The organism is Streptomyces sp. T39 (assembly GCF_008042045.1).
Lineage (GTDB): Bacteria > Actinomycetota > Actinomycetes > Streptomycetales > Streptomycetaceae > Streptomyces.
On record NZ_RDBP01000055.1, the window covers coordinates 15,560 to 36,353 of the forward strand.

Consider the following 20,794-nt stretch of genomic DNA (forward strand, 5'->3'; position numbering starts at 1 on the left):
AGACCCATGGCCAAGAGCAGCAGGGGCGCCGGCAAGAGCCTGGTGCGCGCCACTCTGGCGATCCATGAGCCTCCGGTCGGCACGAGCACCACGCCCGGGGCGCTCATGCGGACGTTCGGCTTCGAGTTCAACCCGGCGCAGCTGGCGCTGAGTCAGCGCGCCCAGTGGAAGGCGACGCCGACCATGGCCGTGCGGGACGGCGCCAAGCCGGAGTTCATGGGCGCGGAGCCGCGCGAGATGACCCTGGAGGTGTTCCTCGACTCGTCCACCGCGCCGACCGGCAACTCGGTGCTGAAGAAGGTCGAGTCGCTGCTGGGCTGCTGCGAGGTGACCGCCAAGAGCATCGCCGCCGACCAGCCGTCGCCCCCGTGGGTGGTCTTCGAGTGGGGATCGTTCTCGACGGCCCGCTTCACCGCGTACGTCGGCTCGGTCGACGCGTCCTACACCCTCTTCGGCACCACCGGCGTCCCCATCCGCGCCACCTGCCAGGTGCGGCTCGTGGAGATCCCGGGCAAGACGAAGGGCCAGAACCCGACGTCCGGTGCGCTGACCGCGCAGCGCGTGCACCGGGTCGTCGCCGGCGACTCGCTCCAGTCGCTGGCGTGGCGCGAGTACGGCAGTGCCACCGTGTGGCGGGCGATCGCCGAGATCAACGGCATCGACGACCCGGCCCGGCTGCCGGCGGGCACCCAACTGGTGCTGCCCGCACCCGAGGAGGTGTCCCGCTGATGGTGCAGCCCGCGTTCTCCAGCATCATGCAGGTGCGGGTCGGCGGTGCGAAGCTGCCCGACGACATCGCCCCGCTGCTCGTCGAGGGCTGGGTCGACCAGGGCGTCGGTGTGCCCGCGGCGTTCCGCCTCACCTTCCGCGACCCGTACCGGCTGGTCCTCGGCAAACTGGGTGTCACCTTCGGCACCAGGGTGGTGCTCACTCCGGTCGCCGACGGCCAGGGCGTGGGCAACCCGCTGCTGACGGGCGAGGTCACCGCCCTGGAGGCCGACTACGACGGCACCGGCAGCTTCACCGTGGTGCGCGGCTACGATCTCGGCCACCGCATGATGCGACGGCGCCGGGTGGCCGCCTACCGCAATCAGAAGGCCTCCGACATCGCCCGCAGGCTCGCCGCCCAGGACGGCGTCCCGATCGGCCGGATCCAGGCCACGAAGGGCACGTACGGGTTCATCAGCCAGTCCAACGTCACCGACTGGGACTTCCTGTCCCGGCTCGCCGACGAGAACAACATGGTGATGTCCCTGGACGCCAAGGGGAAGTTCCGCTTCGTGACGCCGAAGCCGTCGGCCGGCGCGCCCTCCCCGGCGACGGACGGCGACAAGAGCGCCTTCGTGCTCCAGGCGGGCCACGACGTGCTGCGGCTGCGGGCCGCCGTCACCGCCGCCGACCAGGTCGGCACGGTCGAGTCGCGGGGATGGAACGTCACCACCAAGAAGAAGATCGTCGAGACGGCGCCTGCGGCCACCGACCCGGGCATCTCGATCGGCCTCACCCCGGGCGCGGCCGCGGGCGTGTTCGGGCCCGCCCCGCTGGTCGGGACGGCCACCCCCTACGACCGGCAGGACGAGGTCCGGCACGCCGCACAGGCACTCGCCGCCGACGTCACGTCGTCCTTCGCGGAGCTGGAGGTGGCGGTGTACGGCAGCCCCGACCTGCGGCCCGGTGTGCCCGTGGCCCTCAAGGACGTGGGCCGGCCCTTCGAGGGCAAGTACACCGTCACCTCGGTGCGCCATGTCTTCGGCGACGGCAGGCACTACGAGTCCTGGATCACGGTGAGCGGACGCCAGTGGCGTTCCCTGTACGGGCTGGCGTCGGGCGGCGGCGGCACGGACGGCGCGAGCGCCGCCCGGCTGCCCGGTGTCGCCAACGCCGTCGTCACCGATGTGCAGGACCCGCTGCGGCAGGGCCGGGTCAAGCTCCAGTTCCCGTGGCTGGACAACACCTACGTCAGCGACTGGGCGCGGACCGTGCAGTGGGGCGGGGTGGGCGGCGGGGGCGTCTTCCCCATGGACGTCGGCGACGAGGTGCTGGTCGCCTTCGACCGGGGGGCGCTGGACCACCCGTTCGTGATCGGCGGCCTGTACAACGGCCGGGACGTGCCGACCCGGGTCGACGACGTGCCGCTGCACGACGGTCTGAAGCGGAAGGCCGCCCGGCACACGCTGTCCGACCGCGAGGCCAACCGTGTCGACCTGCTCAGCCAGCGGACCGGGGGGCGCAGGCAGGGCGTGCGGATCGCCAGCGGCGACGACCGGCTGACCATCAACCTCGACCGCACCCGGACCGAGATCACCATCGACAGCAAGGGCGCCGTGAGCATCACCGGCAGCCGGTCGGTCCGCGTCGACGCCGGTACCGACCTGACGCTCAGCGCGGGGCGCAGGCTCACCATCAAGAGCGGGGGGCTCCTCGACATCCAGGGCCGCGGACTCGTCAACGTCAAGTCGCTCACCGGGGCCGTCACCGTGGACGCGATGGGCGCGCTCAGCCTGAAGGCGGTGGGCGCCACCACGATCTCGTCCGGCGGCACGGTGCAGGTCAACTCCGTCGCCAATGTCGGCATCCGCGCCGTCCGGCTGGACCTCCAGGGTCTCGTCTTCGTCAACACCGTGAAGTACCCCCTCCCCGCATGAGCGGACGACCGCGCCGGCGCGCCCGTGCCGCCGGCGGCAAGAGCAGGAGAAGGCAGGTGGCCCTCTGATGGCCGAACAGTTCGTCGGCTCCGGCTGGGCCTTCCCCCTGCGCATCGGGCCCACCGGCGGCATCGCCCTGGTCAGCGGCGAGCGCGAGGTGGAGGAGGCCATCCGGCTCGTGCTGGCCACCGCTCCGGGCGAGCGGCCGATGCGCCCGGAGTTCGGCTGCGCCATCCACGACCTCGTCTTCGCGCCGGTCAACGAGCAGACCGCCGGCCGCATCCAGCACGAGGTGCACGTCAGCCTGGACCGCTGGGAGCCGCGTATCGAGGTGCACGACGTGGAGGTCTCCGCCGGCACCGAGCAGAGCGTCCTGTACATCGACGTCCGCTACTCGATCCGCGGCACCAACAACCCGCGCAGCCTCGTGTTCCCGTTCTACGTCATCCCCTCCCACCACGAGCCGGGCGAACCGGGCTCCTCGGAAAGCGACCGCTGATGGCCCTTCCCTCACCCAACCTGGACGACCGCCGCTTCCAGCAGTTCGTCGACGACGCCAAGCGCTACATCCAGCAACGCGCCCCGGAGTGGACCGACCACAACGTCTCCGATCCCGGGGTGACCCTCGTCGAGACGGTCGCGCACATGGCGGACCAGATCGTCTACCGGCTCAACCGGGTCCCGGAGAAGAACCATCTGGCCTTCCTCGACCTGGTGGGCATCACCCTCTTCCCGCCCTCCGCCGCCCGCACGGACGTCACCTTCTGGCTGTCCGCGCCGCAGGAGGACACGATCCTGGTCCCGGCCGGCACGGAGGTCGCCACGCTGCGCACCGAGCGGGAGGAGGCCGTCGTCTTCGCGACCGAGCTCGACCTGGCCGTCGTGCCGTGCGCGCTCGGCCATGTGGTGGTGCAGCACCGGGGCCGTCCCGTCACGGACCGCACCACGGAACTGGCCGAGGGCAAGGACGTGTCGTGTTTCGCCGATGCCCCGGCCCCCGGCGACTGCATGCTCATCGGGCTCACCGCCGCCGCCCCGCACTGCGCCCTCGCCCTGGAGCTCGACAGCCGCGTCGACGGCGTCGGCGTCGATCCGCGCCAGCCGCCGCTCGTGTGGGAGGCCTGGACCGAGGACGGCTGGCAGGCCTGCGAGATGGACCGGGACGGCACCGGTGGCCTCAACCGCCCCGGTGACATCGTGCTGCACCTGCCCGGCGGCCATGTGCTGTCCCGCAACGGCGGCCACGAGGCGGGCTGGATACGCTGCCGGGTCACCGAGCCGCTGCCGGGCCAGCCCTTCTACACCACCTCGCCCAGCATCCGCTCCGCCGAGGCGTACACCATCGGCGGCACCACCCGCGCCGTGCACGCCGAGACCGTGTACGACGAGGCCCTCGGCGAGGCCACCGGACTGCCGGGGCAGCGGCTGCGGCTCACCCACGCGCCCGTCGTCGCCGACGAGCCGCCCCTGCTCCTCCAGACCGCCTCCGACGACGGCTGGCAGGACTGGGACGTCGTCCCGCACTTCGCGGCCTCCCGGCCGGGCGATCACCATGTGACGCTGGACGCCGCCACCGGCGAGATCGCCTTCGGCCCCGCCGTGCGCGAAGCCGACGGAACCCTGCGCCAGTACGGCGCCGTCGCCCCCAAGGGCGCGGTCGTCCGGGCCCACCGCTACCGCACCGGCGGCGGGCGGGCCGGCAACGTGGCGCGCGGCGCGGTGCAGGTCCTGCGCACCTCCGTCCCGTACGTCTCCGAGGTCGTCAACCGCGAGGCGGCGCGCGGCGGTGTCGACGGGGAGAGCGTCGAGGAGGCCAAGCTCCGGGCGCCGGTCACCCTCCGCGCCCAGGACCGCGCCGTCACCCTGCGCGACTACGAGGAACTCGCCCGGCGCGCCGCCCCCGAGACCGCCCGCATCACCTGTCTGCAGGGCGAGGAGAGCGAGCACGGGGCGTACGCGGTGCGTGTCCTGGTCGTCCCGCAGGCGGTGCCCGACCCCGGCGGGCGGCTCCGCTTCGAGCAACTCGTGCCCGGCGACGCCCTGTTGTCCCGGATCACCCGTCACCTCGACGAGCGCCGCCTCATCGGCACACGCCTGGCCGTCGGCCCGCCGTACTACCAGGGCGTCACCGTCGTGGCCACGGTGCACGCGTTCCGCGGCGTGGACACCGACCGGGTGCGCCGCCAGGCCCACGACGCGCTCTACCGTCACCTCGACCCGCTCACCGGCGGCGCCGACGGCCAGGGCTGGCCCTTCGGGCGCCCCGTCCAGGCCGGCGAGGTGTTCGCCGTGCTGCAACGGGTGCCCGGCGTCGAACTCGTCGACGAGGTGGTCCTGCACCCCGCCGACCCGCTCACCGGCAAGCGCGGTGACCCGACGGACCGGATCGACCTCCGGCCGCCGTCGCTGGTCTTCTCCTTCGACCACCGCGTCCGGGTGATCGGGGACGGCGGATGACGGGCGCATCCCGCCGGGGCTCCGTCGACGGCCTCGGATCCTCGCTTCCGCTGGGCACGATGCTCCCGGCCGTCTTCGCCGACGACGATCTCGCGCAGCGCTTCGTCGGCGGCCTCGACGACGTCATCGCGCCCCTCCTGAACGTCCTGGACTGTCTGGACGCCTACTTCGACCCGGCCCTGGCCCCTGCCGACTTCGCCGGCTGGCTCGGCACCTGGGTAGGCGCCGAGACCGACGGCACGGAGCCCGAGCCCCGGCTGCGGGCCGCCGTCGCGGCCGCCGCCGGCCTGCACCGGGTGCGCGGCACCCGGCGCGGCCTGCGGGAAGCGGTGCGGCTGGCGTTCGGTGTCGACCCGGAGATCGACGAGAGCGGCGGCGCCGACTGGAACGCCCGTCCCCTCGGCCCGTTCCCCGGCGCACGGCGCCCGCATCTGCACGTCACCGTGCGCCTGCCCGACCCGGCTCCGGCCGACACCCACCGGCTGGACCGTCTCGTCGCCGCCGCCCGTCCCGCCCACATGCCCTACTCGGTCGACGTGACCGCAGCCGAAAGGACCCCGGAGAGATGACCACGCAGAACTGCGCCGAGTGCGGAACGCGCGCGGAACCGGGCCAGTCCTTCTGCGACGCGTGCGGCGCCGTGCTCCGCTGGGACCAGGCGCCCTCGCGCGCCGCGCGGCCCGCGTCCGCGGCGCCCGGCGGGCCGGCGGACGCCGCCGGACCCGGACCGGGTGCGCACGGCGCGGGGGGCCCGGAGGACCGGCCCGCCCCCACGGCCGCGCCCGCACCGGCCGCGCCTGCGCCGGCGGCGGAGCCGCAGGGGGCGGGCACCGGCCGCCCGGACGCGGACAACGGCCGTACGGCCGTGGCGGCCGGGACGGCCGCCGGGCTGATGGACTCGGCGCGTGCCGCCCGCGCGGCACGCGCCGCCCGGACCGCCGGCCTGGCCGGCGGTCCGACGCGGCCGGCGCCGGGGTCGGCTTCGGGTGACCCGGCAGCCCCGCAGCCCGCCCGGCACGGTGCCGGCCCCGGGGCCGCGGAGCCGCCTCGACGCGACGACGGGCCCGGGGGCGGGCAGTGGGCACGGCGCGACACCGGCCACGGGGCCGGCGGCACGCACGGCGCGGCCGGCACCCGGCCGGACGACGCCCCGCAGCGCGACGACGACCACCGCTGGGGAAGCGGCCCCCGTCCCGGCGCCGACGGCTCCCGCCCGGACGGCGACGCCGGCCGGAACGCCGGCCCGCCCGTCGCGCCCGCTTCCCTCCAGAACGATTCCCCGCGGCACGACGACGACCGCTGGGGAAGCGCCCACCGGCTCGACGCCGAGCGCTCCCGGCACGCGGACGACACCCATCACGGCGGCGGCCCCACCGCCGGCCACATCGCCGCCCCCTCCGGCGCGGACGACGACACCGCGCCCCTCACCGGGGCACAGGGCTCGGGCGCACCCGGGGACACCATGTCCGACCGGGCGCGCTCCCTGCTGGTGCCCGTGGCCGACCCGGAGGCCGCGAGCCCCGCGCCGGCGCCCGCCGTCTCCCCTGTCCTGCCGGGCCGGCCCGACGCCGACCGGCCCGCCGTCCGCGCCCCGGGACAGGTGCCCGGTGTGCTGAACGGCGCGCCCTGCTCCTGGTGCTCGACCCCCAACCGTCCCGACCGGCACTACTGCGCGCGCTGTGCGATGCCCCTGGACGAGACCGCCGACACGGCTCCGCTCCGCGCCCCGTGGTGGCGCCGGGTCTTCGGCGGCCGAAGCCACGAGACGCCGTGGGCCGGCGACCGGCCCCGGCTGCGGCGGGTCTTCGACCGCATCGGCACCTGGATCACCCTCGCCGTCGTCATCACCTGCGTGATCCTGGGCTTCCTCTACGTCCCCGACGGCATCCAGGCCTCCCGGGACCACTTCGCCAAGCGCGCCCCGGTCGCCCCGGACGGGATCACGGCCTCCCGCTCCTACACCGGCCACAAGCCGGTGCTCGCCTTCGACAAGCGCAGCAACACCTGGTGGGGGCCGGGTGTCTCGCAGTCGGGCCGGGGCGAGTGGATCGAGGTCTCGTTCACCGAGCCGACGCGGCTGCTGGACCTGATCATCACCCCCGGGGTCTCCGCCCGCCCGGACAAGATCGGCGAGTCCGCCCTGCCGCACCGCGTCACGGCGACGGTCACCGGGAAGGACGGCACGACCACCACCCGCCGGCTGACCCTCGACCAGGGTGCGGGCGGCCAGCGACGCCCGTTCCGGGTCGGCGAGGTCACCAAGGTCCGGTTCACCGTCGAGTCCTCCCACGCGGCCTCCGCCGACAAGCAGGTCGCCATCGCGGAGATCGAACTCTTCGGCCCCTCCAGCGCCAACCGCTCCTGACCGGCCCGGCACGGCGGTCACCCGGTGCGCTCCGGTCCCGCGCGGGACCGGAGCGCCCGGCCGGAGGTCAGCCGCCCGTTCCGCTGCCCCTCCACCGGTCTGGACCTGGCCGAAACGAGAGCGTGCACACCCTCGTTCCCCATGCCTTCCGACCGCTTGCGGTCAGCCGCAGCGGTTGCTGCTCTTCTGGTACCGCACGGTGAAGTCGGGGTAGCTCAGGCCCTGGAGGGTCGCGACGACCACCGCGCCGTTGTGGATCTGCTCGTAGTGCAGATGCGGGGAGAGCTCGTACGTCGCCGAGGAGGCGCCGACCCGGCCTATCAGCTGACCGACCGTCACCTTGTCGCCCACCTGGACCTCCCGGTCGTAGAGGTGGGCGTACCGGGTCTGCCAGCCGTCCCCGTGCCCGATCACGATCGTGTGGCCGTAGCCGGTGGTGGTGGAGTAGTGCGAGGAGAGGACCGTGCCGCCCGCGCTCGCGAACACCCGGCGCTGGAAGTCGTCCGGGGTGCCGTTGGCGTCGTAGTGGTTCCAGTCGATCGAGTGCGCCGGGCTGTGTCCGTCCCAGTTGCTGCCCCGCCAGGTCTGGTTGCAGTCGAACGGCAGCTTGAAGGCGGGCCGGGCCAGCGGTTCCACTGCCTGCGGCGCCGCGACGGCGGTCGGAGCCGTCATGGCGACCGCACCGGCCGTGGCCACTGCCGCCAGGAGTCGACGGAAACGTCTCTGCATGATCTTCCCTTCGGGTCGTTGACCCGCTGATTCAAGGGCGCGGTCATGCATGGCGAACAGAGTCGCCGTCGGCCATTCCCGCTCGGCCCCGGGTCGTGGAGCCGCGGAGGGCTCGGTACGGCCCTCGTCGCGGCGCTCACCGACCACCGGGGTGCGTCCCCCACCCGCCGAGCGGCAAGAGCGTCCGGGCGATGCCGACGGCGCGGGCCCGTGCGTGACGACGGCTCCGCGCAGCCTGATCCGAGGCCGACGGCACCCGGTACGTCACGCCGGACCACCGCGCCCCGTCGGCCTACGCGGCCAACACGGGGAACACGACCACCGAGCCGTCCTCGTCCCGGGCGATGTCGATCGCCACGTCCCTCGGGCGGCCGTCGGCCGTGACACCGTCGCCCAGCCGGTGAAGGCGGTGGGCCGCGCTCATCAGGCGGTCGACCTCGCCCGGCGTGAAGACCGGCGCCCGCAGGCCACTCGGGCGTGCCAGTTCCAGCGTCGAGAGGCGGACCAGAACACCGGCGACACCCGACTCCAGCTCGTCGAGGCGCTGCTGATCACCCTTGAGCGCGCGAGTGAAGTTCTCGAACGGATTGCCGGGTTCGCGCTGGGCGGGCTCGACGGCCTGGAGGACGACCACCCGTCGCATCAGCGCGATCGCCAGGGCGGCGAGTTCGAGGTGCGTGCGGAAGGTCCCGCCCTGGTCGTCGATGCCGGGGAACGCCTTGGTCAAGGTGCCGAGTTCGACGGGCGCGCCCTCGGGCAGCGCGTCGAGCGCACTCCGCCACCGGGCGAGGCGGCGGTCCGCCCTGCTCAGCGCCGTGCCGATGGCGTGCACGGCCGAATCGAGTCCCAGCGAGACGCCGAGCCGGCCCTGGTCGAGCAGGATCGCGGTGGCCTTGTCGATGGCGTTGCGGCAGGCGTCGAGTTCGCTGAGCTCGTCGTCGAGCTTGTCCTGCTGCAGCTGCTCCAGCAGTTCGGTGATGCGCTCGACGGCCTGCTGGCGCTTCTGGTCGGCGTGCGCGCTGATGCCGACCGCCACGGCCATGAGCACGAGCGGAGCGGCCACCGTGAGCGCTGTCCCCCCGGCGGCCACGGCACCCGCGGTCGCGCCCGCGCCGCCGGCCGTGCCCGCCGCCGCCGCTCCGCCGACCGGCACGAACGTCGCGTTGGCAACGATCCTGCCCGAGGTGTCCACGAGCGGGCCGCGGATGCCACCGGCCACACCCTTCGCCGGCATCGAGCGGACGAGGCCCTGCCCGAACTGGGCGGCGACCTTCGCCGGCACCACCATGCGGCGCAGGTACTCACCGGAGGCGGTGGCCCTGGCCGCCGTCAGCGACGTCCGCGTCGACTGGGTGATGAACTGCGACAGGTGCTGGGCCAGAGGACTCGCCGCGTCGAGCGGAATGCCGCGACGGCGGTCGACCGTTGCGGGCAGCGGATGCACCTCGAGCGTGGCGATCGGCTGGTCGGCCATGACGGCGAGCACGCCGCGCAGTTCGGCCAGACGCTCGGCCGTCATCGACTCGCCCGTGGTCAAGCCCGGCACGCGGACATCGGCGGTCGCCAGCGTCCACACCGGCACGGTCGTCCTGCGCTCGCCAGTCATCAGGTCTCTCCTTGTCACCGAGGTCGGGAACCCGGGTGTCCTCGTCCAACTCGTCCCGCACGACGTCCGCGTCCCGCACGCGTCCGCGCCGGGCAGGCGTCCGCGCCGAGCCGTGCCCCGAGGTACCTCCGGACCGACAGGAACAGCGGGACGCACAGGCACAGTAGGGCATTTGGTCGGCACCATCATCAGAAGGTCTGATTCTCGGTCAGAAACGATCGGCATTCCCTGCCGCCCATGGAGCAGACGGGGAAGAGGACGGGGACGAACGGGAGCCGGTCACGCCCAACGGCCGCGTCGACGCGGCCACCACCGGCCCCGAGCAGCGTCGTTGTCACACCGGGGCGGGAGAACGGCACACGGCGAGGGCACTCACGCGGAACGCGGTGGCTTCGACGGCCACGGGCCACGCCCGCCTCCGTGGCGGACGGTGGAAGCGGAGCCCACAGGGCGGGTGCGTCGTCGCCCAGCGGCGCGGCCCGCGTGCCCCTCTCGCCCGACCACCCCGGTCCGAGGCCCGCGGGGCGCCACAGCTGCCGCGCACGGTGACGGCCTGTGCCACCTCGACCGACCCGTCACGACCTTCCCTCACCCTCGGGCACCCCACCGGCCACCCATCGGGACCGGCGCCCTCCGGGCACGCTCACTCGTCCGTGGCGAGGACGGCCGTGGCCGCGCCGCCACGCGCGGCACAGGGCGGGTGTCGGCACGGCCCTCCGACGCGTCGTGTCCCTTCCACGAACACGGTCGGGCCCCGGAGTCGGAATGAGGTGGCACCGGCACGCATCGGACCGGACCCCCGTGCACCTCCCGCGAGGTGTGACCACGCTCCCGGCGGGCACTCGCGGCACCACGACGGGCCGGGCAGCGGGGCTGCGGGCCGGCCGGAGCGCAGTGGCGGGAGGAGGTGCCGGGCGTGGGGATGCGCCGGCTCCGCTGGGAGGTGGAGGCGGGAGCGGCCGCGGTGCGGCGGGCGTTCGCCGCGCCGGGCAGGGAACGCGACGCGGGTGTCCAGGCACTGAAGGCGGCGGGCGCCGCCGTCGCGGCGTGGGCGCTCGTGGGGTGGTGGTGGCAGGCGCCCATGGCGCTGATGGCGCCCTGGACGGCCGTCGCCCTGGTCCAGGGCACCGTCTACCGTTCGGTGCGCACGGGCGTGCAGCAGCTGGCGCTCATCACGGCGGGCACCCTCCTCGCCGCGGGCGCGGCGCTGGCCACCGGCAGCGTCATGGCGGCGATGGCGCTGGCCCTCCCTCCCGCCGCCCTGCTCGGCGCGCACAACCGCTTCGGCGACCAGGGGGTCTACGCCCCGACCACGGTGATCTTCGTGCTCGCGTACGGGACGTTCTCCGGCTACGACATCGCACACCGGCTCGGTGAGGCGGCGGTGGGCGCCGCGATCGGCATCGCCGTCAACGCGCTGCTGCTGCCCCCGGTCCATCTGCGGGGCGTACGGGAGTCGCTCGCCACCCTGGCCGGGGAGAGCACGGATCTGCTCCGGCTGATGGCCGACGACGTCGAGTCCGGAGGCGACGAGGCGGACGCGCAGCGGTGGAAGGACCGGATGCGCAGCCTCACGTCGGCCCTGGAGGGCCTGCGCAGCGCACGGACGTGGAGCAGGGAGAGCTACCGCTTCAACCCGGGTCACCGCCTGCGCCGCGGGGCGCGCCGCCCTCCGCCCATCGAGCACGACCTCTACTGGGAACGCTTCATGGAGCGGCTGGCGGCGCTGGTGGACAATCTCGCCGCGGGCGCGGCGCAGGAGCGGGATCTCGCGCTGCCCCCGCCGGGACGGCTCGGCGTGCTGGCGCGGCTGCTGCGCGCCGTCGCCGACGTCTGCGAGTGGGACCGCACCCGCTGGGGCCTGCCGCCCGGCGAGGCCGACCGGGCCGAGCGCGAGGCGGCGCTCGCCCGGGCCGAGGACGCGCTGGCGGACCTCAAGGCGGGGCTGGGCTCGTACGACCAGGAGACGGCGGTCGCCCTCGGCGCCGTGGCAGCGTCCGGCCAGCAGCTGCTGGGCCTGGTCCGTGCCGGGGAGTGAGCCGCCGGCCGTCCGCCCGGGACTGCGGGACGGTCAGCCGGGCCGGGGCGCCGCCGGCTGCGGCGGCAGGGGCTGGGCGGGGACGAGCGCGGTGTCCCAGTCGAGGCGGAGGATGGCGAGGTCGTCGGTGTGCCGGTCCGCGTTGAGCTTGCGCACGTCCGCGATGAGCCGGTCGAGCAGGGCGTCGGGATCGGTGACGGACGCGGCGTTCAGCAGGCGCAGCAGCCCGTCCGTGCCGAGCCGGCTGCGGTGGGTGTCGGTGTGGCCCTCGATGAGACCGTCCGTGTAGACGGTGAGCGCTCCGCTGCGGGGCAGCGGCACGGTGGTGGCCGGCCACAGCTCGACCCCGGGGGCGATGCCGAGCGCGATGCCGTGCCGGGCGGGGAGTTCGCGGGTGGTGCCGTCGCTGGTGAGCAGGGGCTCGTGGTGTCCGGCCAGGTGGAGGGTGACCGTGCGGGCCCGGAGGTCGAGGGTGAGAAGGGTGCAGGTGGTGAACATGTCGGACCGGCCGCGTTCCGCGATCAGCATCTGTTCGAGCAGCCGCAGGAGCTCGGCCCCGCGGTGGCCCCCCAGGACCAGGGCGCGCCAGGCGATGCGCAGACAGACGCCGAGCGCCGCCGCGTCGGGGCCGTGGCCGCTGACGTCTCCGACGACGGCGTGCACCAGGTGGTCCCCGGTCTCGACCACGTCCAGGAAGTCGCCGCCGAGCAGGGCGCGCTCCCGGCCGGGGAGGTAGCGAGTGGTGGCGGTGGCGGTGGTGGCACCGAGCATGAGGGGCGGCAGCAGACCGCGCTCCAGGCGGGCGTTCTCCTGGGCCCGCAGTTCGCCGGCCTGGAGGGCGGCCTTGGCCCGTTCCGCCTGCTTCCGCTGGACTGCGTAGCGGACGACCCGTTGCAGCAGGTCGGGGTCCACCTTGCCCTTGACCAGGTAGTCCTGGGCTCCGGTGGCGAGCGCCTCGACGCCCGCGTGGGTCTCGGAGAGCCCGGTGAGCACGACGACGGCGGTGTCCGGCGCCGCTTCCTGGACGGCGCCGACCAGGCTCAGGCCGGAGGCGTCGGGCAGGTGCAGGTCCAGCAGGACACAGGCGGCGGGCCGTTCCGCGAGTGCGGTGCGGGCCGCGGCCAGGCTCTTGTGCCAGACGAGGGTGTGCGACAGACCGGTGTCGACGAGGAGTTCCTCCACGAGGAGGGCGTCACCGGCGTCGTCCTCGACGAGGAGGATGTCGTAGTGCTGCTCGGCGGCGGGGGCGCTCACGGGGTCGCCTCCCCTCTGCCGGCGGTGCCGTCGGCACCGTCCGTGCCGTCCGTGCCGTCGGGGTCCCCGGCGGGCTCCGGGCTGTGGACGGGGAGGGTGAAGGTGAAGCGGCTGCCGGGGTGGTGGCCGGGGTCGAGGGCGATGACGCCCCCGTGGAACTCGACGACCTTCTTGCACATGGCCAGGCCGATGCCGTTGCCCGGGTAGGCGTCCTTCGTGTGCAGGCGCTGGAAGATGACGAAGATCTTCTCGGCGAACTCGGGGGCGATGCCGATGCCGTTGTCGCTGACGGCCAGCCGCCACCACGCGCCGTCGCGTTCGGCCTCGATGCGGATGCGCGGCGGGGTGTCCTGGCTGCGGAACTTGATCGCGTTCGAGACCAGGTTCTGCAGCAGCATGCCCAGCTGGGTGGAGTCGCCGATGACGGTGGGGAGCGGGTCCCGGGTGACGACCGCCCCCGTCTCCTCGACGGTGACGCTCAGCGACTCCAGGACACGGTCGGCGAGGGCGTCCAGGTCGACGGTGTTCTGCTGGTTGTGGACCCGGCCGACGCGCGAGAAGTCCAGCAGGTCGTTGATGAGGGTCTGCATGCGGTTCGCCCCGTCGACGGCGAAGCCGATGTACTGGTCGGCCCGGTCGTCGAGCTGGCCCCCGTAGCGGCGCTGGAGGAGCTGTGTGAAGCTCGACACCTTCCGCAGCGGCTCCTGGAGGTCGTGCGAGGCGACGTAGGCGAACTGCTCGAGTTCCGCGTTGGAGCGCTGGAGGTCCGCCGTCTGCTCGTCCAGCAGCCGGCGGCTCGCCTCGGCGGCCTCCAGCTCGTCGACGAGCCGGCGGCGCATCGCCTCCACGTCGGCGCCCAGCGCCCGCAGATCGGCGGGGCCCGCGGTGTCCACGGGCTGGTCGAAACGGCCCGCGGCCACGGTCCGGGCCTGGGCCCGCAGGCGGGCGAGAGGCTCCGTGATGCCGCGGCGCACGCCCTCGAAGGCGACGAGCGCGAGCAGGCCGACCAGGGCGGCGATCGCGCCGAGGACGAGGTTGCGCAGGAAGGCCGCGCGGTCGAGGGCGTCACGGGCCGCGGAGCGGACGTCCTGGAGGTGGTCCTGCTGTGCGTCGCTCGCGGCGCGGACGGCGTCGAAGAGCTTCTTGCCCTCGGCCGCGCTCACTCCGGCGGCCGCCTCGGGCGCCGGGGACTCGACGACCGGGCGCGCGTAGCGCCGCTGCCACGTCCCGGCCGCCGTCTCCACGGCGGCGAGGTCGGCCACGGCGCGTGCGTCGTGGCGGACGAGCGAGCTGAGTCGCTTCGCCGAGGTCTCCTGGTCGCTCAGGCCCTGTTCCCAGGGAGCGAGGAACTCCTGCTGACCGGCGACGCTGTAGCCGCGTACCCCGGTCTCCTGGTTGAGCAGCGCGGCCTCCATGCGCTCCGCCTCGATCAGCGCGGGCGAGTGGATGTCGACCAGCCGGCCGGTGATGTCCTCGCTGCGTGACAGGGACCACACGCCGAGGGACAGCAAGCCCAGGAGGACCGCCAGGGCCACGGACACACCGGCGACGAGCCACTGCCTCGTCGTCCAGCTGCCCACACGCGGGCGCCCTACGCCGGGCCCCCGGCCGTCCCGGGTCCCTCCGGGCGCCGATGCGCCGCTCGTCGTGCTGTCCGACATGACCGCCCCTCCCCTGCGCCGCCTCTCCTGGGGTAGGCAGGCGGCCAACTGTACCCTCACGGCAACAGTCGTTGTCGGGCGAGGAGGGGACCCTTTAAGGTGGGCGCATGCATACTTCCGCCCGTCCACGCCGGTCCGCCGCCCTCGGGTGACCCGAGCCCCCGGCAGCGCTGCGGCCGCACCGGCCGGCGACCTCGGACGGACGGTCGCGCCGGCGGACCGCGCGCCCGCACACGGCCGGTGCGCATGCGCATGACCGCCTTCCCCCCTTCGAGCCGTCGCCCCGGCGGGCGCGGCGCCGAGCGAACCCGGAGCACACAGTGATGACCGCAGCACCCCCCTACGACGTGCTTCTGGTCGAGGACGACGTCGCCGACGCCATGCTCATCGAGGACGCACTCAGCGCTCACGGCGCGCGCAACCTGACGAAGGTCGAGGACGGCGTCGCGGCACTGGAGTACCTCCGCGACGCGTCGAACCCGCGGCCCGACCTCATCGTGCTCGACCTGAACATGCCGCGGATGAACGGCCGCGAGCTGCTGGCCATCGTGAAGGCCGACGAGAACCTGCGGTCGATCCCCGTGGTGGTGCTGACGACGTCCTCCGCGCCGGACGACGTGACGGACGCCTACCACCACTACGCGAACGCCTATGTGACCAAGCCGGTCAACCTGGACGAGTTCGAGCGCGCGGTGCAGAGCATCGACGCGTTCTACCTCGACACGATCACCAAGCCCCCGCGCTCCTAGGACCCTTCGTCCGGATCCGGCGGGCTCGCGTGCCCTGATCCGGAGGAAAGGCCCTGGGGCTTCACCCGCGCCCGTCACCGGCGGGTGCGGGTGCAGCTCCGGCACCCGCTCCGGCGCCCGACCCCGCTTCGACTCCGGCTCCGGCTCCGGCTCCGGCTCCGGCGAAGTGTTCGATGAGGGCGGTCGCGACCGGGGCGACGACCTCCGGCGCGATCATGTGGCCCATGCCGGGGACCATCATCAGCCGGGCCCCGGGGACGGCGTCGGCGATCAGCCGCCCGTGACCGGGCTTGGCGGGCTCGTGGGTGCCCTCGACGACCAGGGTCGGTGTGCGCACGGTGCCCAGGAGGCCCGTGGGTTCGACCTCGGGGTCGGCCATGCCGGCGAGCCGGTGGTTGGCGGTCGTGCGCGGGTCCCGCGCACGGTCGAACAGGGTCTCCTCCAGTCTCCGCTGGGCGTCCTCGTCGAACGGCAGCGCCGTTCCGTTCATGACCCGGGCCGTCGCGATCTGGAGGTCGACGGCCTCGGCCCGGTCGCGGGGCGGGGCGGCGGCCATGGCGGCCCGGAAGAACTCGGTGAACTCCGGCCGCGGTTCGGGCAGGCTCCCCGCGGGCTGCGGCTGGCCGAGCAGCGCGCGCATCAGCACCTGCCCTTCGCGTTCGCCGAGCGGAGAGGAGCCGATGACCGTGAGGCTCTCCAGCCGTTCGGGGTGCTCGGCGGCGATCCACTGGGCGATCAGACCGCCCGCCGAGTGGCCGACCAGGTGCGCCCTGGCGATGCCGAGCGCGTCCATCAGACCGAGCGCGTCGTCCTTGAGCGCGGCCCAGGTGTAGGGGTGGGTGTCGAAATCGCGGGCCGTGGAGCGGCCCACGTCGCGGTGGTCGTAGCGGACGACCCGGTGGCCGGCGGCCGCGAGGCGGCCCACGAACTCGTCGGGCCACAGCAGGCCCTGGGTCATCGAGCCCATCACGAGCAGGACCACCGGCCCCGCCGGATCGCCGAACTCCTCGGTCCACAGCTCGATGTCGCCCACGGCGACCAGCTGTCCTTCTGCGTGCATCCGTGTGTCCGTTCCTCGTGCGGCCGGCTGTCGCCCGCCGTGCTCCGCCGTTTCCTGCTGACGGGTACGACTCTGCCGGGACGGGACACCGGTGCCATCCGTAGCACCACTGGTGGTGGGCACGGGGGCCGCGCCGGACCGCCTGTGTCCGCGAACTCCCCCGAGAATGTCCGCGATCGGTAACGGACGCATCCGGCACCGCCCTTTCCCCGTCCTGCCAGGTGGTTCCGAAGGGACCGGGACGACAGGCGACAGGGCGGAAGCGGGGCGGACATGGCGCGACACGGCGGCGAGCGGAGCTGGTACGGCAAAGCGGTCGGCGCGGCACTCGGGGTGACGCTGCTGGCCGTCGGTGCCTCGGTGTGGACCGCGCAGGCCGGCGCCGTGGGCGGCCCTTCGCCGCGGGCCACCGCCCCCGCGAAGCCGGGCGGCGCCGTCGAGCGGGTCTCGGCCGAGATCGCGCACGCCTCCGACAAGGGACCACGTGGCGTCAACATCACCATCGACGACGGCCCGGACCCGCAGTGGACTCCCCAGGTGCTCGCCCTGCTGGAGGAGTTCGGGGTGAAGGCCACGTTCTGCGTGACCGGGATCCAGGCGCAGGCACACCCGGACCTCGTGAAGGACGTGGTCGCGGCCGGACACCGGTTGTGCGACCACTCGGTGTCGCACGACACCACCATGGACAAGAAGCCCGAGGCCTACCAGTCACGGGAGATCCTCGATGCCGAGCGCATGATCACGGAGGCGTCCGGAGGAGTACGGCCCCTGTACTACCGGGCGCCGGGCGGGGCGTTCACGCCGTACAGCCGCGAGCTGGCCGCTTCCCGGGGCATGCGCCCGCTGGGCTGGAACGTCGACACCAAGGACTTCGAGCAGCCCGGAGCGGACGCCATCGTCGCGACCGTCGAACGGGAGCTGCCCAACGGCCCCACGCTCCTGTTCCACGACGCGGGCGGCGACCGCTCCCAGACCGTCGAAGCCCTGCGCCGGGTGCTGCCCCGGCTCGCCGAGCAGGGGTACGGGTTCGGCTTCCCGGTGCGCTGAACGCTGCGCCGTCGCGCGCCGTGGACGTCTCCACCCGATGCTCCGTCCACCCGATGCGCGACCGCTCCCGCCCGAGGGCGCCGCGCGGCGGTCAGTGTCCTCGGTCCAGGAGGCGGACCAGGTCCGCGCGGGAGCTGATGCCCAGCTTCGGATAGACCTTGTACAAGTGGTACTCCACGGTGCGGGGGCTCAGGAACAGCCTGGCCGCGACGTCCTTGTTGGACGCGCCGTCCGCGACAAGGCGCGCGATCCGCAGCTCCTGCGGGGTGAGCGCGGCGAGGGCGTGCGGACCCGTGGGGTCGGCGCTCTCGCCCGCCGCGCGCAGCTCGCCCCGCGCGCGCTGCTCCCACGGCCCGGCGTCGAGCCGCCGGAAGGACTCGACGGCCTCGCGCAGATGGTCGCGTGCCTCGCCGATCCGCCGGGCACGGCGCAGCCGTTCGCCGAGCAGCAGGGCGCTGCGCGCCCGGTCCCAGTCGGCGCCGGGGTCGCCGGAGAGGTGGGCCAGGGCCTCCTCCAGGAGCGTCACGGCCTCGTCGTCGTCGACGGAGACGAGCGCGCGGCAGCGGGCGAGCCGGGCACGTTCGCGGCCGGACGCCGCGTGGGCCGACCAGCGCTCCAGGAAGGCGAGGGCCGTTCGGGCCGCGGGACCGTCACCGGCGGCCGCCGCGGCCTCGACCCGGTCGGCGGCGGAGCCCCAGGCGACCACCGGGCTCCCGGCGCCCGGTCCCGCGTCGGCGAGCGCGGTCAGCCGCCGGTGCGCCCGGTCGAAGCGCCCGAGGCCGAGGTCGAGCAGCCCCAGGGCGTAGGAGGCGACGCCGGCGCGGAGTCCGAGCCGGTGGGGAATGGCGATGGCGAGGGCGTCCTGCGCGTGCGCCCGGCAGAGGTCCTCCTGGCCGCGGACGGCGGCGCAGACGGCGAGGTTGGCCAGGTGGGCCGCCGCGGAGTTGGTGAGACCCGCTTCCCCGGCGAGTGCCAGGCCCTCGGTGGACAGGGCGGCGCTCAGGGCGAAGCGGCTGTTCATGCGCTCGGCGGTGGCCGCGTTCTCCAGGACGACCGGCAGCGTGCCCGCCAGCGAGGACATCCGGGCGACGGCGCCGGCCCGTGCCCCGTACCCGGCGGCGGCGTCGCTCTCGCCGAGCAGGCTGGCGGCCGCAGCGGCCCACAACAGCGCGGCCGCGTCGTCCGCGGTGTCGGGGACCGCCGCCAGTGCGCTGCGGAGCAGGGGCACTCCGCGGTCGCGGTCCCCGTCCTCCAGCGCACCGCACCCCGCCAGGACGGCGCGCAGGAAGACGTCGGCGGGCTGGTCCGAAGGGCCGGCGGGAAGGGCGTCGACCCGGCGGCCGATGCGCACGGTGGCGTCGGTGTCGCCCACGCAGGCGGCGGCCTCGGCGGCGTCCGCGAGCAGGGCGAGCCTGCCGGGCGCCCGGTCCGCCGCGTCGAGGAAGATGCGCAGGGCGTCGGCGGCGTCGCCGGCGTTGAGTGCGAAACGGCCGCGCAGCTGGGCGAGTTCGGCGAGCAGAGCGGGGTCGGCGGCGAGTTCGTGGGCCGCCGCGAGGGCGCTGTGCGCCTGGCCGGGCCGGCCACCGAGCCAGGCCGCCGTCGCCGCGTCGGTCAGCCTGCGGGCGCGGGCCGCGGGGTCGGGCGTCAGCTGGGCCGCGCGGGTGAGGACATCGGCGGCGTCCGCGTGGCCGCCGCGGGCTCGTGCCCTGTCCGCGGCGGCGGACAGGGCGGCGGCGATGGTCTCGTCGGGTCCGACCGCGGCGGCCGCCAGATGTGCGGCTCTGCGGTCCGCCTCCCCCGCCTCGCCATGGGCGGCGGCGAGCGCCTCGTGCGCGGCACGCCGCTCCGGGGGGCTCGCGGCGGCGTGCACGGCGGAGCGGACGAGCGGGTGGCGGAAGGCGATCGCGGCGGGCCCGGCCTCGATCAGTCCGGCGGCCTCCGCCGGCTCCAGGGCGTGCTCCTGCGCCCCGAGCCCGGCGGCCGCGGCGAGGATCACCCGGGGGTCGCCCCGGCCGTCGAGTGCGGCGACGAGCAGCATCCGGCGCGTGGCCGCGGGCAGCGCCGCCAGCCGGCTCTCGTAGGCGGCGGCGATCCGGTCGCCGAGCGGCAGCGGGTCGGGCAGCGGGTCGCGGCCCGCCAGTTGACCGTCCGTGAGGAGGGCGGCGGTCTCGCGGAGGGCGAGCGGGTTGCCGCCGGTGGCCTCGGTGACGCGGCCGGCGACCCGGGGGCTCGGTCGGGTGCCGGTCCAGGAGGCGAGGGCGGTGGCGGCGGCCTCGGCGTCCAGCCCGGTCAGCGCCTGCTGCGGCAGGTCGCGCAGGGTGTGCCGGGTGTCGGGGGTGTCGCGGGTGGCGATCAGCAGGCCCACGGCGTCGCCGTCCAGGCGGCGGGCGGCGAACAGCAGGGCGTCGGCGGACGCCCGGTCGACCCAGTGGAAGTCGTCGACGACGCACAGCAGTCCGTGCGGCCGTCCCGCCTCCTCCAGCAGCGACAGCACTCCGGCGGCCACCAGGAAGCGGTCGGACGCGGTCGGCGGGGCCGCCAGCCCGAGCGCACCGCGGACGGCGTCACGCTGCGGGTCCGGCAGGGCGTCGGCGAGGGCCGCGACCGGGCGCAGCAGCTGGTGCAGGGCGGCGAAGGCCAGGCCGGTCTCCGGTTCGGCGCCCGTGGCCCGCAGGACCCTGGCGGGCGCGGCACGCCCGGCGGCGTGCCGCAGCAGCGCCGACTTGCCGACACCGGGCTCGCCGCGCATCACCAGGGCGCGTCCCGCGCCGGACCGGACGGCGTCGAGCAGCCCGGTCACGGCGGCGAGTTCGGCCGAGCGGCCGGCGAGCCCGGCACCGCTCCCGGCACGTGTGCCCGGGCGTCCGTCCCGTCCGTCACGGCTCCCGGCGAGCACGTCAGAGCGCCCGTCACGTCCGGGACCGCTCCCGGCGAGCACGTCCGGGCGCCCGTCACGTCCGGGACCGCTCCCGGCGAATCCGTCCGGGCGCCCGTCACGTCCGTCCCCCGGCATGCGGCTGCCCCCTGGCTGCTCGTGGGCCCGGCCGTGTGCCGTGCGTCGCCCCCCGGGCGACTGTACCTCTCGATGATCACGCGCCAGGGGCCCGCCCGCCGGGGCCGGGGCAACGGGCCTGGGACCCGGGCCCCGGGGGGGGACCCGGGCCCCGGGGGGGACCCGGGCCC

Annotated in this window: 15 protein-coding genes; 9 read left to right on the forward strand and 6 right to left on the reverse strand. The window is 74.9% G+C overall.

Translation table 11 applies throughout. The annotated features are described in order from the left end of the window. Nucleotides 1-6: 6 nt before the first annotated feature. From EAO77_RS33435 to EAO77_RS41565, 6 genes are all read left to right on the forward strand, one after another. Complete coding sequence (locus EAO77_RS33435; RefSeq protein ID WP_147992089.1) at nucleotides 7-729, forward strand: LysM peptidoglycan-binding domain-containing protein; 723 nt, start codon at nucleotides 7-9, stop codon at nucleotides 727-729. Next, a complete protein-coding gene (locus EAO77_RS33440) occupies nucleotides 729-2,645 on the forward strand; it encodes a VgrG-related protein (RefSeq protein ID WP_147992090.1) in 1,917 nt (638 codons plus the stop codon). Before EAO77_RS33435 ends, EAO77_RS33440 begins: the two co-directional genes overlap by 1 nt. A gap of 67 nt (nucleotides 2,646-2,712) precedes the next feature. Continuing rightward, a complete protein-coding gene (locus EAO77_RS33445) occupies nucleotides 2,713-3,144 on the forward strand; it encodes a GPW/gp25 family protein (protein WP_147992091.1) in 432 nt (143 codons plus the stop codon). Next, nucleotides 3,144-5,102: a putative baseplate assembly protein gene (locus tag EAO77_RS33450; protein ID WP_147992092.1), complete on the forward strand. Its 1,959-nt coding sequence runs from the start codon at nucleotides 3,144-3,146 to the stop codon at nucleotides 5,100-5,102. Before EAO77_RS33445 ends, EAO77_RS33450 begins: the two co-directional genes overlap by 1 nt. Then, nucleotides 5,099-5,671 carry a phage tail protein gene (locus tag EAO77_RS33455; RefSeq protein WP_147992093.1) on the forward strand — a complete coding sequence of 191 codons (573 nt, stop codon included), beginning with the start codon at nucleotides 5,099-5,101 and terminating at the stop codon, nucleotides 5,669-5,671. Before EAO77_RS33450 ends, EAO77_RS33455 begins: the two co-directional genes overlap by 4 nt. Next, nucleotides 5,668-7,467 carry an NADase-type glycan-binding domain-containing protein gene (locus EAO77_RS41565; RefSeq protein WP_261994261.1) on the forward strand — a complete coding sequence of 600 codons (1,800 nt, stop codon included), beginning with the start codon at nucleotides 5,668-5,670 and terminating at the stop codon, nucleotides 7,465-7,467. The genes EAO77_RS33455 and EAO77_RS41565 overlap by 4 nt, the downstream gene beginning before the upstream one ends. Nucleotides 7,468-7,629: 162 nt before the next feature. On the opposite strand, the gene EAO77_RS33465 is transcribed toward EAO77_RS41565, so the two are convergent. Both EAO77_RS33465 and EAO77_RS33470 read right to left on the reverse strand, forming a co-directional pair. Further along, nucleotides 7,630-8,196, reverse strand: a complete 567-nt coding sequence (locus EAO77_RS33465; protein ID WP_147992094.1) for a M23 family metallopeptidase — start codon at nucleotides 8,194-8,196, stop codon at nucleotides 7,630-7,632. A gap of 292 nt (nucleotides 8,197-8,488) precedes the next feature. Then, a complete protein-coding gene (locus EAO77_RS33470) occupies nucleotides 8,489-9,802 on the reverse strand; it encodes a hypothetical protein (protein ID WP_147992095.1) in 1,314 nt (437 codons plus the stop codon). A gap of 922 nt (nucleotides 9,803-10,724) precedes the next feature. On the opposite strand from EAO77_RS33470, the gene EAO77_RS33475 reads away from it, so the two are divergent. Continuing rightward, nucleotides 10,725-11,840 carry a hypothetical protein gene (locus EAO77_RS33475; protein WP_147992101.1) on the forward strand — a complete coding sequence of 372 codons (1,116 nt, stop codon included), beginning with the start codon at nucleotides 10,725-10,727 and terminating at the stop codon, nucleotides 11,838-11,840. Nucleotides 11,841-11,873: 33 nt separating this feature from the next. Here EAO77_RS33475 and EAO77_RS33480 read toward each other — a convergent pair whose 3' ends face one another. Next, nucleotides 11,874-13,094, reverse strand: a complete 1,221-nt coding sequence (locus EAO77_RS33480) for a PP2C family protein-serine/threonine phosphatase (protein WP_261994262.1) — start codon at nucleotides 13,092-13,094, stop codon at nucleotides 11,874-11,876. Continuing rightward, entirely contained in the window at nucleotides 13,091-14,755 is a 1,665-nt protein-coding gene (locus EAO77_RS33485) for a sensor histidine kinase (RefSeq protein WP_410088747.1), read from the reverse strand. Before EAO77_RS33485 ends, EAO77_RS33480 begins: the two co-directional genes overlap by 4 nt. 323 nt (nucleotides 14,756-15,078) lie before the next feature. Here EAO77_RS33485 and EAO77_RS33490 point away from each other — a divergent pair, with 323 nt between their 5' ends. Next, nucleotides 15,079-15,504 (forward strand): response regulator, encoded by a 426-nt coding sequence (locus EAO77_RS33490; protein ID WP_147992097.1) that lies wholly within the window; start codon nucleotides 15,079-15,081, stop codon nucleotides 15,502-15,504. Between the two features lie 61 nt (nucleotides 15,505-15,565). Here EAO77_RS33490 and EAO77_RS33495 read toward each other — a convergent pair whose 3' ends face one another. Continuing rightward, the gene (locus EAO77_RS33495; protein ID WP_147992098.1) at nucleotides 15,566-16,564 is read right to left on the reverse strand and encodes an alpha/beta fold hydrolase; all 999 of its coding nucleotides are present in this window, start codon (nucleotides 16,562-16,564) and stop codon (nucleotides 15,566-15,568) included. A gap of 273 nt (nucleotides 16,565-16,837) precedes the next feature. Between EAO77_RS33495 and EAO77_RS33500 the strand changes: the two genes are divergently transcribed. Further along, entirely contained in the window at nucleotides 16,838-17,611 is a 774-nt protein-coding gene (locus EAO77_RS33500) for a polysaccharide deacetylase family protein (RefSeq protein ID WP_147992099.1), read from the forward strand. A 91-nt stretch (nucleotides 17,612-17,702) separates the two neighbouring features. On the opposite strand, the gene EAO77_RS33505 is transcribed toward EAO77_RS33500, so the two are convergent. Then, nucleotides 17,703-20,624: an ATP-binding protein gene (locus tag EAO77_RS33505; protein WP_147992100.1), complete on the reverse strand. Its 2,922-nt coding sequence runs from the start codon at nucleotides 20,622-20,624 to the stop codon at nucleotides 17,703-17,705. Nucleotides 20,625-20,794: the final 170 nt, after the last annotated feature.